This is a genomic window from Nonomuraea sp. NPDC050786 (assembly GCF_040654115.1).
In the GTDB taxonomy this organism is placed as follows: domain Bacteria; phylum Actinomycetota; class Actinomycetes; order Streptosporangiales; family Streptosporangiaceae; genus Nonomuraea.
In genome coordinates this window covers 14,013-31,817 of the sequence record NZ_JBFAHJ010000050.1, presented here as the reverse complement: position 1 = coordinate 31,817, position 17,805 = coordinate 14,013, and the positions used below count along the sequence as shown (strand labels likewise).

Genomic DNA, 17,805 nt, shown 5'->3' with positions numbered 1-17,805 from the left:
CACGGGCCATCTCTACCTTGTGAGCCCATGAGCTGGAGGTATCGGGCCAACACGACGCTGGAGGGCCTGACGGGATACACGTTGACGCGGCGGCCGAGAAAGCAGCCGCCGAAGCCGCCGCCACCGCCGCCGCTGGTGCTCCAGCGGCTGCCCGGCGACGAGGTGCGGCCGCCCGTGGATCCCGCGCACGACCGGCTGCTGCGCGAGCCGGTCTTCCTGCTGTCGTCCGTACGGTCGGGCTCCACGCTGCTGCGGGTCATGCTCAACAGCCACTCCCGGGTGCACTCGCCCATCGAGACGCACTTCAGGCGGGTCACCGTCGGGCTCGGCACCGAACCCGTACGGCAGGCCATGGAGGTGCTCGGCCACACCCACAGCGACATCGAGCACATCGTGTGGGACCGGCTGCTCCACCGCGAGCTGGCCCGCAGCGGCAAGCCGATCCTGGCCGAGAAGACGCCGAGCAACGTGTTCGCCTGGCGGCGCATCTCCGCCTGCTGGCCGGACGCGCGCTTCGTCTTCCTGCTGCGCCACCCCATGTCCATCGTGCAGTCCTGGCACGAGGCCGACCCGGACCGGCGGCCCATGGAGGAGGCCGTGCCGCGCACGCTGAGCTACATGACCTACCTGGAGGAGGCCCGCACCCACCTCGACGGGCTGACCGTGCGCTACGAGGAGCTGGTCGCCGAGCCCGAGCGCGAGCTGCGGCGGCTCTGCCTCTTCCTGGGCCTGGAGTTCGAGCCGGCCATGCTGAACTACGGCCAGAAGGAGCACGGCGCCTTCGTCAAGGGCATCGGTGACTGGCGCGACAAGATCCGCGCCGGCACGGTCGTCCAGGGCCGCCCCCTTCCGACGGCGGACGAGGTGCCCGCCGAACTGCGCGAGATGTGCGGCCTGTGGGGCTACTGACAGTTCGCCGGTGGTTTGCCCGCCGTTCGCCGAAGCCTCCGATAGGTTGCCGTTCGTGATCGACGGGCCCTCGCGCCGTACCATGCTCGCCGGAACCCTCGCCGGCCTCGCCCTGCCCGCACCCGCTGATGCCGCCACGGGCTTGCCGGGCCGCCCCAACATCGTCGTGATCCTGGCCGACGACCTCGGCTGGGGCGAGATCGGCAGCCAGGGGCAGCGCCTGATCAGCACGCCGAACCTGGACCGGCTGGCGGCCGAGGGCGTGCGCTTCGAGACGGCGTACTCGGGGGCGCCGCTCTGCGCCCCGTCGCGCTGCGCCCTGCTCACCGGGCTGCACGCCGGCCACGGCACCGTACGTGAGAACCCGGAGGGCGGGCCGCAGCACTCGCTCACCGGCGCCGACCTCACCTTCGCCGAGCTGCTGCGGCTGTCCGGCTACCGCACGGCCTGCATCGGCAAGTGGGGCTTCGGCCCCGACCGGCCGGGTCAGGCGTCCCATCCGAACGAGCGCGGCTTCGACGAGTTCTTCGGCTACATCGGCCACGCCCACGCCCACCAGTACTTCCCCGGGTACCTGTGGCACAACGGCGCCAAGGTGTGGCTCGGCGGCCGGTCGTACGCGCCGGACCTGTTCCGGCGGCGGGCGATCGACTTCATCCGGCAGGCCGGCGACGACCCGTTCCTGCTCTACTTCCCGACCAACCTGCCTCACTCGCCGAGCGTCGTGCCCGGCGACGCGGGGCCGTACGAGGGGCGGCCGTGGAGCGGCCCGAACCGGCGGCACGCGGCGCAGGTGACCCGGCTCGACGCCGACGTGGCCGCGCTGGTGCGCGCGCTGCGCGAGGCGGGCGTCGCCGAGCGCACGCTCGTGCTGTTCACCAGCGACAACGGCCCCCACCACGAGAAGGGCGTGACGCCGGAGCTGTTCGACTCCAACGGGCCCTTCCGGGGCGTCAAGCGCAACCTGTACGAGGGCGGCATCCGCGTGCCGCTGATCGCCTGGTCGCCGCGGTTACGCCCGCGCGTGGTCGAACAGCCGGTGGCGTCGTGGGACGTGCTGCCGACGCTGGCCGACCTGGCCGGGGTGCCGGTGCCCGCCCACCTCGACGGCCGCTCCTTCCGCGGCCTGCTCACCGGCGACGGCGCGCCCGAGCACGACCACCTCGTGTGGAACCGGCCACGCAAGATCCAGGCGATCCGCCGGGGCCGGTGGAAACTGCTCCGCTTCGCCCCGCACATCGCGGGCGCCGGGCCGGGGGGCCGGATCGAGCTGTACGACCTGGCCACCGACCCGGGGGAGCACCGCGACCTGGCCGCCACCAGGGCCGCGCTGGCAGGCGAGCTGACGGCCCTGCTCGACGGCTCCATCGGCCCCGACCCGCGCGTCCCGTACGGGCTGGAGACCGAGCTCGCCGGCGGCCGGGTCCTGGTCACCCTGCACAACGGCTCGTCGGTGCCGTGGCGCAACGTCCGGCTGAGCCTGAACGGCGCCCGGGCCCGCACCGTGCCGGTGGTGGCCCCGGGAACGTCGATCACCGTGGGCTTCCCGCTCCCGGGCGCCGACCGGCTCACGGCCCGCGCCCGCTTCACGGCCGACGGCCGCCCGCATGACTTCCGCGTCAGGGCAGGCGGCCCACATGGGCGAGTGCCTGCTTCACCAGCACGCCATGCCCGCCCGACATCTCCTGCTGCACCGACGGCGACACGGCGTCCTCAGGCGTGAACCACTCCAGGTCAAGGGCGTCCTGCCGGGGCCGGCAGTCGCCCGCGACCGGCACGATGTAGGCCAGCGAGACCGCGTGCTGGCGCGGGTCGTGGTACGGGGTGACCCCCGGAGTGGGGAAGTACTCGGCCACGGTGAACGGCTGCGGCGAGGCGGGAATGCGCGGAAGCGCCACGGGCCCGAGATCCTTCTCAAGATGGCGCATGAGCGCGTCACGGATGCGCTCGTGGTGGAGCACCCGCCCCGAGACCAGCGCCCGGCTGACCGTGCCGTCCGACAAGATGCGCAGCAGCAGGCCGACGCGGGTGACCACGCCGGTGTCGTCGACCCGCACCGGCACGGCGTCGACGTAGAGGATCGGCAGCTGGCCCCGCACCGATTCGAGTTCTTCCGGCGAGAGCCATCCAGGCGTGGTTTCGGTCTTTTCGGTCATGCGCCGATCGTACGTCCCCGGGGCCCACGCCCCGGAACCGTCCCGCGCGCGAGCTGTGGCAGGGCGCGTTCCATCGAATGATCAGTGCGCGAAGGCCTGGGCGACGGCGAGACTGTCTTCATAGACGTGGTGCCGTGTGACGAGGCCGTTCTCGACGCTGAGGTGCAAGGCGAACCGGGCGCGATAAGCGCGCCCGGTGGACCGGGCGGTCTGCCGAATCTCACCCAGCACGACCGCCTCATCACCGTCGATCAGAATGCGCTCGACCTGAGTGTCCACCTGCTCAGGGACGTGATGCTCGGCGATCTCCCGGTAGTGGGCAGCGGCATCGGCACGGCTGGACCGGTGCCGGATCCACGGTGTGGCGGCGCGGCCGTGCTCAGCCTCGGGCCAGTCCAGCTTCCAGTCGCTGTGCTCGGCGTACATCTCAGCGATCTGTTCCGGGTCGCCTTCACCGATCCGGCGCAGCAACTCCTCCACCACAGCACGCGTGCTCATGGACGTGGCGACTACCGACATGACCGGCCTCCTCAGACCCACAACCGGATTGGACGGACCCACCTTGCCAGCGCCTCCTGTGCCGCGGCGATTACCTCTTACGTAATGGAGGGTGCCTGCGGACACCCCTCTGGGATCCCGCCCCCGAGCTGTGATCTTCAACTCCCGGATCAGTAGCTGTTGTCTCCGTTATGGTTGCCTGGTTGATCAAGTCGATGCGGGAGGGTCCATGGAGGTCTGGACCGATGGCACGCTGGTGGTCCATGCGTGCGAGAAGACGAGCGCCGTGCGCGTCCTGCGCGATTTCGCGGTGTTCGGCGAGGCGAGGGCCGAACACGACCTTGGATGGAAGACCCCGCTGGCGGTCGACGTGGAAGCCGACCGGATCTGGGCCGGGAACCGGCTCCAGGAGTTCCGGCTCAGCGACGTCTCCCCGGTCGCGACCCACGAGGACCGGGTCTGGCGGCTGGCCGGGCTCGGCGGGGGGCGCCTGGCGGCGATCCTTCCTCCCGTCGACGGGGTCTGCCGGCTTGCTGTCGGGAAGCCGGGCGACTGGGAGCACGAAGTGGTCCTGGATGACCTCGGCGAGGCGGCGCCCGGTCTCGCGATGACCGACGAGCGACCGGTCTCCCATGCCGTCGGTGGCGACCCGACACTGACCGCCACCGGACACGGGCTGGTGGTGGCAGACGGGCAACGAGGCGTCGTGGCGCATTTCAGTCCGGATCTGGAACTGCTGGGGCTCTGGCACGCCGGCGGTGTCGACGAAACCGAACTGACGGGCTACGCCGCAGCTCGCGGAGTTCTCGTCACCGCCCGTTGGGCGGGCCGTGACTCCCGCGTAGGGTGGCTCACCTCCGAAGGACCCCGTCACCTGCGTGATAGCTACGGCGCATACGCCATGCCGGCCGGGGACGATCAGCTGTGGCTCGTGGGCAACCTCGAGGTGGCGCTGTTGGAGCACACAGGCGAGCCCATCGCCACGGCGCGGTCGCCGCACCACCTGATCAAGGCCGCACACGCCTCGGACCAGTGGTGCGTCATGGGCACCACCGCCGCTGTCGGCATCGCCGCAGCCGATGAGGGGGTCTTGGTGCGTACGGTCGGAGTCGGCGGGATCGTGGGCGTCATCGCGATCTTTGACCGAAGGGTCGACTTGTCGGATGTGGAAATATGGCGCTACAGCATGTCGCACGGCTATTCCACCCACAAGGGCGACGACAACCGCCAGCACGTGATCGTAGGAGAGGTGCGGCCGGGTGGGGAGCGCGACCTGGAGCAGGTACTGCGAGCAGCGGGTGCGATCAGCGTCGAGATCCTGGAGCCGGTTCGGGACCGGCCGTGCTGCTCTTAGCGGATGGGCATCGTAGCCTTCCCTCTGGGCGCCCAGCGGCTGGGACGGACCAGCCGGCGCCCATGCCCTACGGAGATCGGCGCGGCCATGCCGCAGAGGGGAGCCGCCGTACGCCGGCTCCCCTCGATGTGGCCCGGTGATGCTCGGCCGAAGCCGCAGCTGGACGCCACGGTAGCCGACTTTCGCCCACCTTTCCCGACCAACCAGGCGTACCTCCCACATCATCGACCCGCGCATGAGATATGCCCCTGCGTATCAGGTGACATGCTCTGATCGTGGACGATGCCACGGCCTTCCAGATAGCTCTGGTCACGGGCTCCGCCCAGCTGGCGGACATCACCGCGGGACTGCTTGACCGGTTGCCGGCATGGTTCGGCATTCCAGAGGCCAACGCCGAGTACGTGAAGTCGGCGACCCGGCTCCCCGGTCTCGTCGCCCGCACCGGACCCGAGCCCATAGGCGTCCTGCTGTACCGGCGGCACTTCCTCGAGGCGGCCGAGATCCACCTGATGGCGGTCGCCCCGTCCTGGCATCGGCGAGGCGTCGGCAGGGCGCTCGTCGACGCGCTCGTCTCCGACGTCACGGCGGATGGCTGCCAGGCCCTCCAGGTGAAGACTCTGGGAGCGACGCACCCGAATCCCGGCTACGCCAAGACCAGGGCCTTCTACCGGTCTGTTGGCTTTCTCCCGCTGGAGGAGACGGACGAACTGTGGCCGGGCAACCCTTGCCTGATCATGGTGAGGTGGCTGCCACGCTCAGACTGAGACCTCAGCGGTGGGGCGGCGGAGATGCCAGATGATCAGGGCGGGGGCGTCGTGGTAGGCGGCCGCGGCCGCCTCGGGGCACCATTGCCGGGCGAGCGGGCCGCCGGGCACCTCGCCCCACCGGGGTTCGAGGCAGGCCACGATCTCCAACCCCGCTGCGTGGATCGCGGCGATGTAGTCGCCGGCCAGGAAGCGGCCGGCCGGCATCGCCCGGAGGCCGCCGTCCGGCCCGCCCACCATGGCCACGCCGCCCAGATAGAGCGAGAGCACACGAATGTCCGCCGACGACCTCGTGCCCGAGTCCGGCCCGGCGCTCAGCGCCAGGTCCCGTCGGCGGTCAGCCTGCGGATCTCGGCGATCCGCCGCGCCACCGGATCAACCGCCGGGCAGATTCGGCGCCGGGCTCGTCCGCGTCTAGTTGCGGACATGACTTCCGACGATCTCATTCCGTCCGCCGGCGAGTCGCCGCTGGTATCGCGGCCGGTGACCCAGGCCGTCATCCTCGCCGGTGGGCACGGATCACGCCTGCGCCCCTACACCGACACCCGGCCCAAGCCGATGGTCGAGATCCCGGGCACCGGTCTTCCCATCATCGGCCACCAGCTGGAATGGCTGGCGGCGGAGGGAGTCACCGACGCCGTCATCTCCTGCGGCTACCTCTCCGAGGTGGTGCTCGACTGGCTGAGCACGGCGCACCTGCCGCTCAAGGTGGTCCCGGTGGTCGAGGCCGAAGCGCTCGGACGCGGTGGCGGGCTGAAGTTCGCCGCCGCCTCACTGCCCCGCCCGAGCGAGCCCTGGTACGCCACCAACGGCGACATCTGGACCCGCTTCAGCCTGCGCGCCATGGCGGACTTCCACCATGCGCGTGACGCCCATGCCACCCTTGCCCTGGCCCGCCCTCGACTCCCCTGGGGGACCGTCGACGTCGACCGTTTCGGCAACGTCCTGGACTTCGTCGAGGCACCGCCGTCGCCCTATCCGGTGAATGCCGGTGTCTACGTCTTCTCCGCCCCGTTCGCCTCGATGCTCCCGGATCTCGGCGACCACGAGCGAAGCACATTCCCCCGCCTGGCACGCCAGCGCCGCCTGGCGGGGTACGAGTTGCCGCAGGGGGTGTACTGGCGAGCCACCGACACGGCCAAGGACCTGAACGAGGCCGCCAAGGAACTGGCTGCCTTCCGCATGACGGACACGACGCCCTGACCCGCCCCCTGCCTGTCACTCAGGCGCGGCGGTCCAGGAGGCGAAAACCCGCAGGTGGAGGGGGTCAGAGGAGGCGCGCGGCCGCCTCTGACCACGCCTGGGAGTCACCGGACGGCTCGTAGCGGCGCAGCGGCTGGGAGGAGGCGACCAGCGCGCGCATCTCCTCCAGGTCCGAGACCAGACCTGCCGCCCGTGCCTGCACGAGCACGTTGCCGAGCGCGGTCGCCTCCCCGGGCCCGGCCACCACCGGCAGCCCGCAGGCGTCGGCGGTCAGCTGGCACAGCAGCTCGTTACGTGAGCCGCCGCCCACCAGGTGGACGACCTCGACGTCGCGCCCCGACAGCTCCATCGCCTGCCGCACCGCCAGCCGGTGCCCGAGCGCCAGGCTCTCCAGCACGCACCGCACGTACGCGGCCGGGGACGACGGGGGCTGCTGGCCGGTGCGGCGGCACTCGGCGGCGATCCTGGCCGGCATGTCACCCGGCGGCAGGAACGCGGGCTCGTCCGGGTTCACCACGGCCGCGAACGGCCGTTCGCCCGCCGCGGCCTTCAGCAGCTCGCCCAGGTCGGAGCCGGGCCAGGCGCGCAGGCACTCCTGCAGCAGCCACAGCCCCATGACGTTGCGCAGATAGCGGACGGTGCCGTCGATGCCCGCCTCGTTGGTGAAGTTCGCGGCCCGGCTCTCGGGCGTCAGCACCGGCTCCGGCAGCTCCACACCGGCCAGTGACCAGGTGCCGCAGGAGATGTAGGCGAACGCGGGACCGGACGCCGGAACGGCGGCCACGGCCGAGGCGGTGTCGTGCGAGGCCACCGCCATGACGGGCGCGGACCAGCCGCCGACCACGTCGGCCACATGCCGCCGCAGCTTGCCGACCGCCTCGCCGGGCTGCCGCAGCGGCGGGAAGAGCCGGGCGGGCAGCCCGAGCTGCTCGATCAGGGGGAACGCCCACGACCTGGTGCGCACGTCGAGCAGCCCCGTCGTCGAGGCGTTGGTCACCTCAGCGCCCACCTCGCCGGTGAGCCAGTAGCCGATCAGGTCGGGGATCAGCAGCATCGTCCTGGCCTCGCCGAGCCGGTCGTCGGCCAGCAGCTGGTAGATCGTGTTGAACGGCAGCACCTGCAGCCCCGACACGTCGTAGAGCGCTTCCGCCCCGACCTGCTCGGCCACCCGCTCGGACACCCCTTGCGTGCGGTCGTCGCGGTAATGCACCGGGTTGCCCAGCAGGCCGTACGTCTCGTCGAGCAGCCCGTAGTCGACCGCCCACGAGTCCACGCCGATGGACGACACCGGGCCCGCGCTGCGCAGGCCGGCGAGGATCTCCTCGTAGAGCTTGGTGATGTGCCAGCGGAGGTGGCCCTCATGGGTGATCGGCCCGTTGGGGAAGCGGTGGACCTCGGTCAGCTCCAGGCCGTCGGACAGATCGGCCAGCATCACCCGGCCGCTGGAGGCTCCGAGGTCGACGGCGGCGAAACGGCGGCTCATTGAGTGGACTCCCTGGCGATGAGCTCCGGCTGGAACATGATGTGCTGGTGGGCGTGCGTGTCCGGGTTGTCGCACTCGTCCAGCAGCAGCTCGGTGGCGATCCGGCCCAGCTGGTACGTCGGCTGCCGCATCGAGCTGAGCGACACGGTGGAGGCGGCGGCGAAGTCGATGTCGTCGTACCCCATCAGCGCCACGTCCTCCGGCACCCGCACCCCGGCCCGCAGCAGCGCGCGCAGCACGCCGAGCGCGAGCAGGTCGTTGGCGCAGAACACGGCCTCGGGCAGGCCGCCCGCGATCAGGTCGGCGGCGGCCTTCTCGCCCGCGCGGGCCGTCATCGTGGCGGCCTCGGCGACCTTCAGGTCGTCGGGGTCGAGCCCGGCGGCCCGCATCGCGCCCTTCGCGCCCTCCCGGCGCTCGACGCACTGCCTGATCGTCAGCGGCCCGGTCACGTAGGCGACGCTGCGCGCGCCCTTGGCCAGCAGGTGCGTGACGGCGGCCCGGCCGCCGGCGACGTCGTCCACGGCCACCGCGCACTGGTCGGGCCGGTGCGCCGGATGGTCGACCAGCACCACGCTGATGCCGCGCTCGCGCAGCCGGTCGAGCCTGCCGGGGTCCTCGCCGGACGGCGTGATCAGCACGCCGCGCACCCGGTGCTCGGCCAGCACCCGCAGGTTGCGGTCCTCCTTGTCCTGCGAGCCCGCCGAGTTGCCCAGGATCACCGCGTAGCCCAGCTCGCTGGCCACGTCCTCGACGCCGGCCGCGACCTCGGTGAAGAACGGGTTGCCGATGTCGATCACGCTCAGGCCGATCGTCCTGCTGTGCCCGGCGCGCAGCGTCGAGGCCGAGCCGTGGCGGACGAACCCCAGCTCGCTGATCGCCGCCTCCACCCGCTCCCGGGTGGCGGGCGCGACTTTGCCGGGCCGATTGAGTACGTTGGAGACCGTGCCTGGGGAGACGCCGGCGTGCGCGGCGACGTCCTTGATGCTGACCAGGGCCATGAGGATCCATTAAAACGTACAAACCACGTTTGTGCCAGTCGGGCAGGGGTTCAGTCGCGATCGGGGCGGCCAGGCAAACCGAGGTTAGTAAAACGTTTCTATCCGGCCTCGCGCGTGTACGCGCGACGCCTTGTTGCATAACGTTCAAATAACGGCAGCATCACGGCTCGCACCTCTAGCCGCCCTCCCTGCCTGGGCAATCACCCTTGTTGATCAGCGCGGACCCGCTCACGGCACCCACGCAAGCCCTTGTGCGACGCTGTTGAGGAACGTTTTAATCCCCGTGAACGCAGCCGTAACCCGCTGTGAGCGCTAACAGTTAATCGAAAGGCAGGTTTCATGCCGGACGCTATCGCCTACGGCGGGGACTGGAGTCCCGAGCAGTGGCCCGAGGAGACGTGGGAGCAGGATGTCGCGCTGATGCGCGAGGCCGGCGTCAACCGGGTCAGCGTCGGCATCTTCTCCTGGTCGCTGATCGAGCCGATGGAGGGCGTGTTCGAGTTCGGCTGGCTCGACCGGGTGATGGACCTGCTGGCCGCGAACGGCGTCAAGGCCAACCTGGCCACGCCGACGGCCGCGCCGCCGCCGTGGTTCGGGGACACGTACCCGGAGGCGCTGCCGGTGGACGCCGACGGGCGGCGGCTGTACCACGGCAGCAGGCAGGGCTTCTGCCCCAGCTCGCCGATCTACCGCGAGAAGGCCCTGCGCGTCGCCGAGCAGGTGGCCACGCGCTACCGCGACCACCCGGCGCTGGCCCTGTGGCACGTGCACAACGAGTACGGCTGCCACAACGCGCGCTGCTACTGCGACACCTCGGCCGCCGCCTTCCGCGCCTGGCTGCGCTCGCACTACTCCTCGCTCGACGCGCTCAATGAGGCGTGGGGCACCGCGTTCTGGTCCCAGCGCTACAGCGAGTGGGCCCAGATCCTGCCGCCGCGCGCCACCCCCACCTTCCCGAACCCGGGCCAGCAGCTCGACTACCGGCGCTTCAGCTCCGACGCGCTGATCGAGCTCTACACCGCCGAGCGCGACCTGCTCAAGAAGATCACCCCCGACGTGCCCGCCACCACGAACCTGATGGCGGGCGCGCACTGGGACATGGACTGCTGGGCCTTCGCCGCCGAGATGGACGTCGTCTCCACCGACCACTACCTGATCGGCGCCCGCGCGGAGCCGCACATCGACCTGGCCTTCGCGGCCGACTACGCCCGCTCGCTGGGCGGCGGCCGGCCCTGGCTGCTGATGGAGCACTCGACCAGCGCGGTCAACTGGCAGCAGCCGCGCAACCTCGCCAAGAAGCCCGGCGAGCTGCGCCGCAACTCTCTGTCCCACCTGGCCAGGGGAGCGGACGGGATCATGTTCTTCCAGTGGCGGGCCTCCCGCGCGGGCGCGGAGAAGTGGCACTCGGCGATGGTGCCGCACGCGGGCACGAACACCAAGATCTGGCGCGAGGTGAGGGCGCTCGGCGCGGAGCTGGCCGGGCTGGAGGGCGTGGCGGGCAGCACGGTCGAGGCCGGCGTCGCGATCCTCGTCGACCACTCCAGCGTGTGGGCCCAGGACCACCCCGCCCAGCCCAGCACCGAGATGGACCCGGTGGAGGAGGCCAAGCGCTGGCACGCCGCGCTCTGGCGGGCCGGCGTCACCTGCGACCTGGCCCACCCGGAGGGCGACCTGACCGGCTACCGCCTGGTGCTGGTGCCCGCGCTCTACTTGGTGAGCGACGCGGGAGCGGCCAACCTCGTCCGGTTCGTGGAGCGGGGCGGGGTCGCGCTCGTGGGCCCGTACAGCGGGATCGTGGACGAGCACGACCGGGTACGGCTCGGGGGCTACCCCGGGGCGTGGCGCGACCTGCTGGGGGTCACCGTCGAGGAGTTCTTCCCCCTTGACGGGCCGATCCGGCTGGCCTCGGGGTGGTCGGGGAGCGTGTGGAGCGAGGTGGCGCAGGCCACCGGCGCGAAGGTGCTCGACACGTACGCCACCGGGGAGCCCGCCTGGACCCGCAACGAGTGGGGCGAGGGCTACGCGCACTACCTCACCACCAGGCTCGACGACGACGGCCTGGCCGAGGTCATCGCCGCCGTCACGGCCGAGGCCGGGGTCGGGCCCGCCGCCGACGCCCCCGCGGGGGTGGAGGTCGTACGGCGCTCGCACCCGGACGGCCGCTCCTACCTGTTCGCCATCAACCACACCGGCGAGGACGCCGTCGTGACCCCGCCCGCGGGCGAGCCCGTCACGGTGGTGGCGGGCGACGTCCGCATCATCCCTGCCTGAGACCAGGCCCTGGCGTCGCTGATACGCCAGGGCCTATCAGCGTCCACGTATCGCTCGTGAGTTCGATTCGGCGATGTAAACTCTTCGTACTGTTTCTATCACTAAGGGTGAAGGTTTGGGGTGGTGCGCGCATGGACGTGTAGGTGGGTCGGTCGGATCTCGATCGGGCTTGGCCGCCTAAAACGTGTCACTTGCGAGGGTCCTCTTTGTGTCGCATTGGAGCTGGATCGCATTGACAGTGGCCGCCAGGAGTCATAGTTTCCTGCCGGAGCCTATTAAAACGTTTTGAAAGGAGTGTTAGTGCAACGCGTCTGCTTCCTGCTGAAGGTCCGCCCAGAGCGGCTGGCGGAGTACCGCGAACGCCACCGGGACGTCTGGCCGGAGATGCGAGAGGCGTTGTCGCGTACCGGCTGGCACAACTACTCGATCTTCCTTAGGGACGATGGCCTGCTCGTGGGCTACCTGGAGACCGCGGACTTCGAGACCGCGAAGAAGGCCATGGCCGACACCGAGGTCAACGCCCGCTGGCAGGCCGAGATGGCGCCCTTCTTCGAGGACCTCGACGGGCGTCCCGACGAAGGCATGGTGCCGCTGACCGAGGTATTCCACCTGGATTGATCGGGGAGTAGTCACTCGCTCCCCGGCCTGAAGGCCGGGGCTTGCCCTGTTGACAGGGGCGGGCCGGAGTGACCAGACCCAGCCGTCACACATAAGGAGGTGACCTTGATGGCTACGTTGCACGTAGGAGAGCAGACCCACTCCGGCGTGCTTCCTCAGCGCCGGACTCTGGAATCCGCGTCAGCAGACACCCCTGGAGCAGGGACGAAACGGGGCGCGGACACCCGCTGCGTGCGGGTATCCGGCGTGGAACATGGTCGAGGGGAGACCCACGCCGCCTCACCTGACGGCGAGGGCGTCACCCGCGCAAGCGGAGCCCGCGGTCGTGAGACCGCACCTCGCGTGTTCGTCCTCGCCTCCGATGGCACGCCGCTGGACCCGTGCCACCCAGCTCGGGCCCGCAAACTCCTGGAATCAGGGCGCGCGGTGGTGGCCCAGCACATCCCCTTCGCCGTCCGGCTGAAGGACCGCACCGCCAAGCAGTCCGAAGTCGAGGGCGTGGAGGTCGCCCTGGATCCCGGCAGCAAGCACACCGGCATCAGCGTTTTCCAGGCCCACGACGGCACTCGACACGGCGTGTACGGCATCCAACTCGACCACCGCGGCGACAAGATCCGCGACAGGCTCACCGCGCGCTCGGCCTACCGCAGGCGCCGCCGCACGGCTAACCTGCGTTACCGCCTCTCCAGGTTCGCCAACCGCACCCGCCCCGACGGCTGGCTCGCCCCGAGCCTGCGGCATCGCGTCGACACCACGATGAGCTGGGTGGAACGATCGCGCCGTCTGGCCCCCGTGCGAGCGATCCACGTGGAGACCGTGCGCTTCGACACCCACGCCCTGGCCGCGGGCAGGCCATTGGAGGGTGCCGAGTATCAGCACGGCACGCTGTACGGCTACGAGGTGCGTGAATACCTGCTGGAGAAACGGGGTCGGGCCTGCGCCTATTGCTCGGCGAGCAGCGTCCCGTTGAACATCGACCATATCCAGCCCCGTTCCCGGGGCGGCTCGGACCGGATCAGCAACCTGTGTGTGGCATGTGTGCCGTGCAACCAGGCCAAGAACAGCATGCCGGTGACCGAGTTCCTGGCAGGACGCCCGGTGGTGCTGGCACAGGTGCTCGCGCACGCCAAAGCGCCGATGCGGGACGCCGCCGCCGTCAACGCCACCCGCTGGGCTCTCTATGCGGCGTTGAAGCAGACTGGCCTACCGGTACGCCGCGGCAGCGGGGGCCGCACGAAGTGGAATCGGCACCGCACCGGCGCCCCCAAATCCCACGTCCTGGACGCCCTCCATGTGGGCGAACTCGACCGCGTGGTGTCCTGGCCGGGCCGGGTGCTGATTGTCGCCGCCACCGGCAGAGGTACGTACTGCCGGACCCGCACCGACGCCTCTGGCTTCCCCCGCCTGCGCCTGCCCCGCACCAAACAGATTCACGGATACCAGACCGGGGACCTCGTACGCGCGATCGTGCCGAAAGGCAAACACGCCGGAACCCACACCGGCAGGGTCGCCGTGCGCACCTCCGGCAGCCACACAGTGCAGACCCCTACCGGCCTTGTCAAGACCTCACACAAGCATCTGCGCCTGCTCCAGCGAGCCGACGGCTACACCTACATGACAAAGAAGGAAGAACGCCCGTGCACACCCTGACGGCGGTTCGCAATGTGTCGAACCGCCTCCCCCTGTCCCGCTACGTGGGAGCTCGTTTCCCCTCAGGCTTGAAGGCCAGAGTATCCACGGAGAAGGTTCGATGACTGACATCAAGGCCGCGCTACGTACCCAGCACATCGAGACGCCATCGTGGGCGTACGGCAACAGCGGCACGAGGTTCAAGGTGTTCACGCAGCAGGGTGTGCCGCGCGACCCGTACGAGAAGCTTGCCGACGCCGCCCAGGTGCACGCCTTCACCGGCGTCGCCCCCACGGTCGCCCTGCACATCCCCTGGGACAAGGTGGACGACTACGCCGACCTGGCCAGGCACGCGCGTGACCTGGGAGTGGGCATCGGAGCCATCAACTCCAACGTCTTCCAGGACGACGACTACATGCTCGGCAGCGTGACCAACCCCTCCGCGCGGGTGCGCCGCAAGGCGACCGACCACCTGCTGGAGTGCGTGGACATCATGGACGCCACCGGCTCCGACACGCTCAAGCTGTGGTTCTCGGACGGCATCAACTACCCGGGCCAGGACGACATCAGGGCCCGCCAGGACCGCCTGGCCGAGTCGCTGGCCGAGGTGTACGACCGGCTCGGCGAGGGCCAGCGCTTCCTGCTGGAGTACAAGCTCTTCGAGCCCGCCTTCTACGCCACCGACGTGCCCGACTGGGGCACCGCGTACGCCCACTGCGTCAAGCTCGGCCCCAAGGCGCAGGTCGTGGTGGACACCGGGCACCACGCGCCGGGCACCAACATCGAATTCATCGTGGCGTTCCTGCTGCGCGAGGGCAAGCTCGGCGGGTTCGACTTCAACTCCCGCTTCTACGCCGACGACGACCTCATGGTGGGGGCGGCGGACCCGTTCCAGCTCTTCCGCATCATGTTCGAGGTGGTACGCGGCGGCGGCCTCGACCCCGAGACAGGCGTGGCGTTCATGCTGGACCAGTGCCACAACATCGAGCCCAAGATCCCGGGCCAGATCCGCTCGGTCATGAACGTCCAGGAGGCCACCGCCAAGGCCCTGCTCGTGGACCGCGAGGCCCTGGCCGCCGCCCAGTCGGAGGGCGACGTGCTGGGCGCGAACGCCGTGTTCATGGACGCTTTCAACACCGATGTGCGGCCGCTGCTCGCCGAGCTGCGTGAGGAGTCGGGCCTGGCGCCCGACCCGATGGCCGCGTACGCCAAGTCCGGATATTTCGAGAAAATCGCCGCCGAGCGCGTCGGCGGCAACCAGGCCGGCTGGGGGGCCTGAGCAATCATGGAAGTCATCAGGGAACTGCTGGAACGCTCTCACCGCCTGGGCGCAGACCCGCGCAACACCAACTACGCGGGCGGCAACACCTCGGCCAAGGGCGCCGCGCCCGACCCGGTCACCGGCGAGGAGGTCGAGCTGCTCTGGGTCAAGGGCTCCGGCGGCGACCTCGGCACGCTGAAGGAGTCGGGGCTCGCCGTGCTCCGCCTCGACCGGCTGCGCGCGCTCAAGGGCGTCTACCCGGGCGTGGAGCGCGAGGACGAGATGGTCGCCGCGTTCGACTACTGCCTGCACGGCAAGGGCGGGGCCGCGCCGTCGATCGACACCGCCATGCACGGCCTGGTCGAGGCCGGGCACGTCGACCACCTGCACCCCGACGCCGGCATCGCGATCGCGACCGCGGCCGACGGCGAGGAGCTGACCAGGCGCGTCTTCGGCGACCGGGTGGTGTGGGTGCCGTGGCGGCGCCCCGGGTTCCAGCTCGGCCTGGACATCGCCGCCATCAAGGAGGCCAACCCGCAGGCCATCGGCTGCATCCTCGGCGGCCACGGCATCACCGCCTGGGGCGCCACGTCGGAGGAGTGCGAGTCGCGCTCGCTGGAGATCATCCGCACCGCGGAGGCGTACCTGGCCGAGCACGGCCGCCCCGACCCGTTCGGCTCGGTGATCTACGAGACCCTGCCGGAGGCGGAGCGCCACGAGCGCGCCGCCGCCCTGTTCCCCTACATCAGGGGCCTGGCCTCCACGGATGTCCGCGTCGTCGGCCACTACACCGACACCTCCGAGGTGCTGGACTTCGTCTCCCGCGCCGAGCACCCGCGCCTCGCGGCCCTGGGCACGTCCTGCCCCGACCACTTCCTCCGGACCAAGGTCGCGCCGCTGGTGCTCGACCTGCCGCCGGACGCGCCCCTGGAGCAGGCCGTCGAACGGCTCCGCGAGCTGCACGCCGCCTACCGCGAGGACTACACCGCCTACTACAACCGGCACGCCACCCCCGACTCCCCGGCCATCCGGGGCGCCGACCCGGCGATCGTGCTGGTGCCGGGCGTCGGCATGTTCTCGTTCGGCAAGGACAAGCAGACCGCCCGCGTGGCCGGCGAGTTCTACGTCAACGCCATCAACGTCATGCGCGGCGCCGAGTCCGTCTCCACCTACGCGCCCATCCCCGAGTCGGAGAAGTTCCGCATCGAGTACTGGGAGCTGGAGGAGGCCAAGCTCCGCCGCATGCCCAAGCCCAAGCCCCTCGCGACCCGCGTCGCGCTGGTGACCGGCGGCGGCTCCGGCATCGGCGCGGCCACCGCCCGCCGCCTGGCCGCCGAGGGCGCCTGCGTGGTGGTCGCCGACCGCGACGTGGCCGCCGCGGAGAAGATCGCCGCCGAGATCGGCGCGGCCGCGTACCGGGTGTCGGACGTCGCGGTGGCGGTCGGGGTGGACGTCACCTCGGAGGAGCAGATCGCCGCGGCGGTACGCGCGGCGGTGCTGGCGTTCGGCGGCGTCGACCTGGTCGTCAACAACGCCGGCCTGTCGCTCTCCCGCGCGCTGCTCGAGACCACCGTCGACGACTGGGACCTGCAGCACGACGTCATGGCCAGGGGCTCGTTCCTGGTCTCCCGCGAGACGGCCCGGGTGCTGATCAACCAGGGCATGGGCGGCGACATCGTCTACATCTCCTCCAAGAACGCCGTCTTCGCCGGCCCGAACAACGTCGCCTACGGCGCCGCCAAGGCCGACCAGGCGCACCAGGTGCGGCTCCTGGCGGCCGAGCTCGGCCCGCACGGCGTCCGCGTCAACGGCATCAACCCCGACGGCGTCGTACGCGGCTCCGGCATCTTCGCCTCCGGCTGGGGCGCCAACCGGGCGGCCGTCTACGGGGTGGAGGAGGAGAAGCTCGGCGAGTTCTACGCGCAGCGCACCCTGCTCAAGCGCGAGGTGCTGCCCGAGCACGTGGCCGCCGCCGTCTTCGCCCTCACCGGCAACGACCTCACCCACACCACAGGCCTGCACATCCCCGTGGACGCGGGCGTCGCCGCCGCCTTCCTCCGATGAGCCATCAGGAGTAGGCCGCCACCATCCCTACCACCGCAAGCGCGGCTCCGGCCGCCGTGACCAGGACACCTCCGGCCACGGCGGCCCGCCGCCCCCTGCGCGCGCCCGCCCAGTACATGATCACGTACGGCAGGAACCCCAGCCCGCCGAACCCGACCGCCGGCAACGTCAGGGCCGCCAGCACCCCCCTTGTCCCGGCCGGGACCGCGCGGTCGCCCTCCGGCGTGAGCTGGGCCCGCGTCACGTCGCCCGCGTGCGAGTCGGGCGAGGCCGCCACCTCCACGACCGGCCCGCCCGAGTCGGGCGTGAACCGCCCCCTGCAGTCGTACCGGCCCTGGCCCAGATCCGCACACGAGACGATCCGCAACGTGCCCGGCGTCCCCGTCCGGCCGGTGGCGAGCCGGAGATCCGCAATCGCGAGGACCGACGGCAGCACGCCGATCGCCAGCCAGAGCAGCACCAGGACGGCCCGGCCCAGCGGGCCGGGACCGCGACCCCTCCTGTCGGGGGTCACGAACGAGAGATCGGGCAGGTATTCGGTCATGCGCCGATCCTGGCCCGGCCCATTTGTCGTTCACTTGCAACGGACTGGGGGTA

General features: G+C 70.8%; 16 protein-coding genes. 10 read left to right on the top strand and 6 right to left on the bottom strand.

Annotated elements, in window-relative coordinates; all coding sequences use genetic code 11:
* Nucleotides 1-27 precede the first annotated feature (27 nt).
* Nucleotides 28-909, top strand: coding sequence for a sulfotransferase (locus tag AB0H84_RS50520; RefSeq protein WP_357621094.1), 882 nt, complete (start codon nt 28-30; stop codon nt 907-909).
* Nucleotides 910-964: 55 nt separating this feature from the next.
* Entirely contained in the window at nt 965-2,632 is a 1,668-nt protein-coding gene (locus AB0H84_RS50515) for an arylsulfatase (RefSeq protein WP_357621092.1), read from the top strand.
* Here the strand turns inward: AB0H84_RS50515 and AB0H84_RS50510 are convergent.
* Nucleotides 2,529-3,065: an NUDIX hydrolase family protein gene (locus AB0H84_RS50510; RefSeq protein ID WP_357621090.1), complete on the bottom strand. Its 537-nt coding sequence runs from the start codon at nt 3,063-3,065 to the stop codon at nt 2,529-2,531. The genes AB0H84_RS50515 and AB0H84_RS50510 overlap by 104 nt on opposite strands.
* An 81-nt stretch (nt 3,066-3,146) precedes the next feature.
* On the bottom strand, nt 3,147-3,584 hold the full coding sequence (locus AB0H84_RS50505; RefSeq protein WP_357621088.1) for a nuclear transport factor 2 family protein: 438 nt from the start codon (nt 3,582-3,584) through the stop codon (nt 3,147-3,149).
* 208 nt (nt 3,585-3,792) lie between these two features.
* On the opposite strand from AB0H84_RS50505, the gene AB0H84_RS50500 reads away from it, so the two are divergent.
* Together AB0H84_RS50500 and AB0H84_RS50495 are read left to right on the top strand one after the other, a co-directional pair.
* Nucleotides 3,793-4,917 carry a hypothetical protein gene (locus AB0H84_RS50500; protein ID WP_357621086.1) on the top strand — a complete coding sequence of 375 codons (1,125 nt, stop codon included), beginning with the start codon at nt 3,793-3,795 and terminating at the stop codon, nt 4,915-4,917.
* Between the two features lie 275 nt (nt 4,918-5,192).
* A complete protein-coding gene (locus AB0H84_RS50495) occupies nt 5,193-5,681 on the top strand; it encodes a GNAT family N-acetyltransferase (RefSeq protein ID WP_357621084.1) in 489 nt (162 codons plus the stop codon).
* Here the strand turns inward: AB0H84_RS50495 and AB0H84_RS50490 are convergent.
* Nucleotides 5,673-5,951, bottom strand: a complete 279-nt coding sequence (locus tag AB0H84_RS50490) for a hypothetical protein (protein WP_357621082.1) — start codon at nt 5,949-5,951, stop codon at nt 5,673-5,675. The two genes, AB0H84_RS50495 and AB0H84_RS50490, sit on opposite strands and share 9 nt — an antisense overlap.
* Before the next feature lie 156 nt (nt 5,952-6,107).
* Here AB0H84_RS50490 and AB0H84_RS50485 point away from each other — a divergent pair, with 156 nt between their 5' ends.
* On the top strand, nt 6,108-6,884 hold the full coding sequence (locus AB0H84_RS50485) for a nucleotidyltransferase family protein (protein WP_357621080.1): 777 nt from the start codon (nt 6,108-6,110) through the stop codon (nt 6,882-6,884).
* 64 nt (nt 6,885-6,948) lie between these two features.
* Here AB0H84_RS50485 and AB0H84_RS50480 read toward each other — a convergent pair whose 3' ends face one another.
* Nucleotides 6,949-8,367 (bottom strand): rhamnulokinase family protein, encoded by a 1,419-nt coding sequence (locus AB0H84_RS50480; protein WP_357621078.1) that lies wholly within the window; start codon nt 8,365-8,367, stop codon nt 6,949-6,951.
* On the bottom strand, nt 8,364-9,365 hold the full coding sequence (locus AB0H84_RS50475) for a substrate-binding domain-containing protein (RefSeq protein ID WP_357621076.1): 1,002 nt from the start codon (nt 9,363-9,365) through the stop codon (nt 8,364-8,366). The genes AB0H84_RS50480 and AB0H84_RS50475 overlap by 4 nt, the downstream gene beginning before the upstream one ends.
* A gap of 339 nt (nt 9,366-9,704) precedes the next feature.
* Between AB0H84_RS50475 and AB0H84_RS50470 the strand changes: the two genes are divergently transcribed.
* The 5 genes from AB0H84_RS50470 (at nt 9,705) to AB0H84_RS50450 (ending at nt 17,208) form a co-directional block, all read left to right on the top strand.
* Nucleotides 9,705-11,636, top strand: coding sequence for a beta-galactosidase (locus AB0H84_RS50470; protein WP_357621074.1), 1,932 nt, complete (start codon nt 9,705-9,707; stop codon nt 11,634-11,636).
* Between the two features lie 300 nt (nt 11,637-11,936).
* The gene (locus AB0H84_RS50465) at nt 11,937-12,254 is read left to right on the top strand and encodes an L-rhamnose mutarotase (RefSeq protein WP_357621073.1); all 318 of its coding nucleotides are present in this window, start codon (nt 11,937-11,939) and stop codon (nt 12,252-12,254) included.
* Between the two features lie 342 nt (nt 12,255-12,596).
* Nucleotides 12,597-13,904: an RNA-guided endonuclease IscB gene (gene iscB / locus AB0H84_RS50460; protein ID WP_357621071.1), complete on the top strand. Its 1,308-nt coding sequence runs from the start codon at nt 12,597-12,599 to the stop codon at nt 13,902-13,904.
* Between the two features lie 100 nt (nt 13,905-14,004).
* The gene (gene rhaI, locus AB0H84_RS50455) at nt 14,005-15,162 is read left to right on the top strand and encodes an L-rhamnose isomerase (RefSeq protein WP_357621069.1); all 1,158 of its coding nucleotides are present in this window, start codon (nt 14,005-14,007) and stop codon (nt 15,160-15,162) included.
* A gap of 6 nt (nt 15,163-15,168) precedes the next feature.
* Nucleotides 15,169-17,208 (top strand): bifunctional aldolase/short-chain dehydrogenase, encoded by a 2,040-nt coding sequence (locus AB0H84_RS50450; RefSeq protein WP_357621067.1) that lies wholly within the window; start codon nt 15,169-15,171, stop codon nt 17,206-17,208.
* 4 nt (nt 17,209-17,212) lie between these two features.
* Here the strand turns inward: AB0H84_RS50450 and AB0H84_RS50445 are convergent, their stop codons facing one another.
* Nucleotides 17,213-17,752 (bottom strand): hypothetical protein, encoded by a 540-nt coding sequence (locus tag AB0H84_RS50445; RefSeq protein ID WP_357621065.1) that lies wholly within the window; start codon nt 17,750-17,752, stop codon nt 17,213-17,215.
* Nucleotides 17,753-17,805 lie beyond the last annotated feature (53 nt).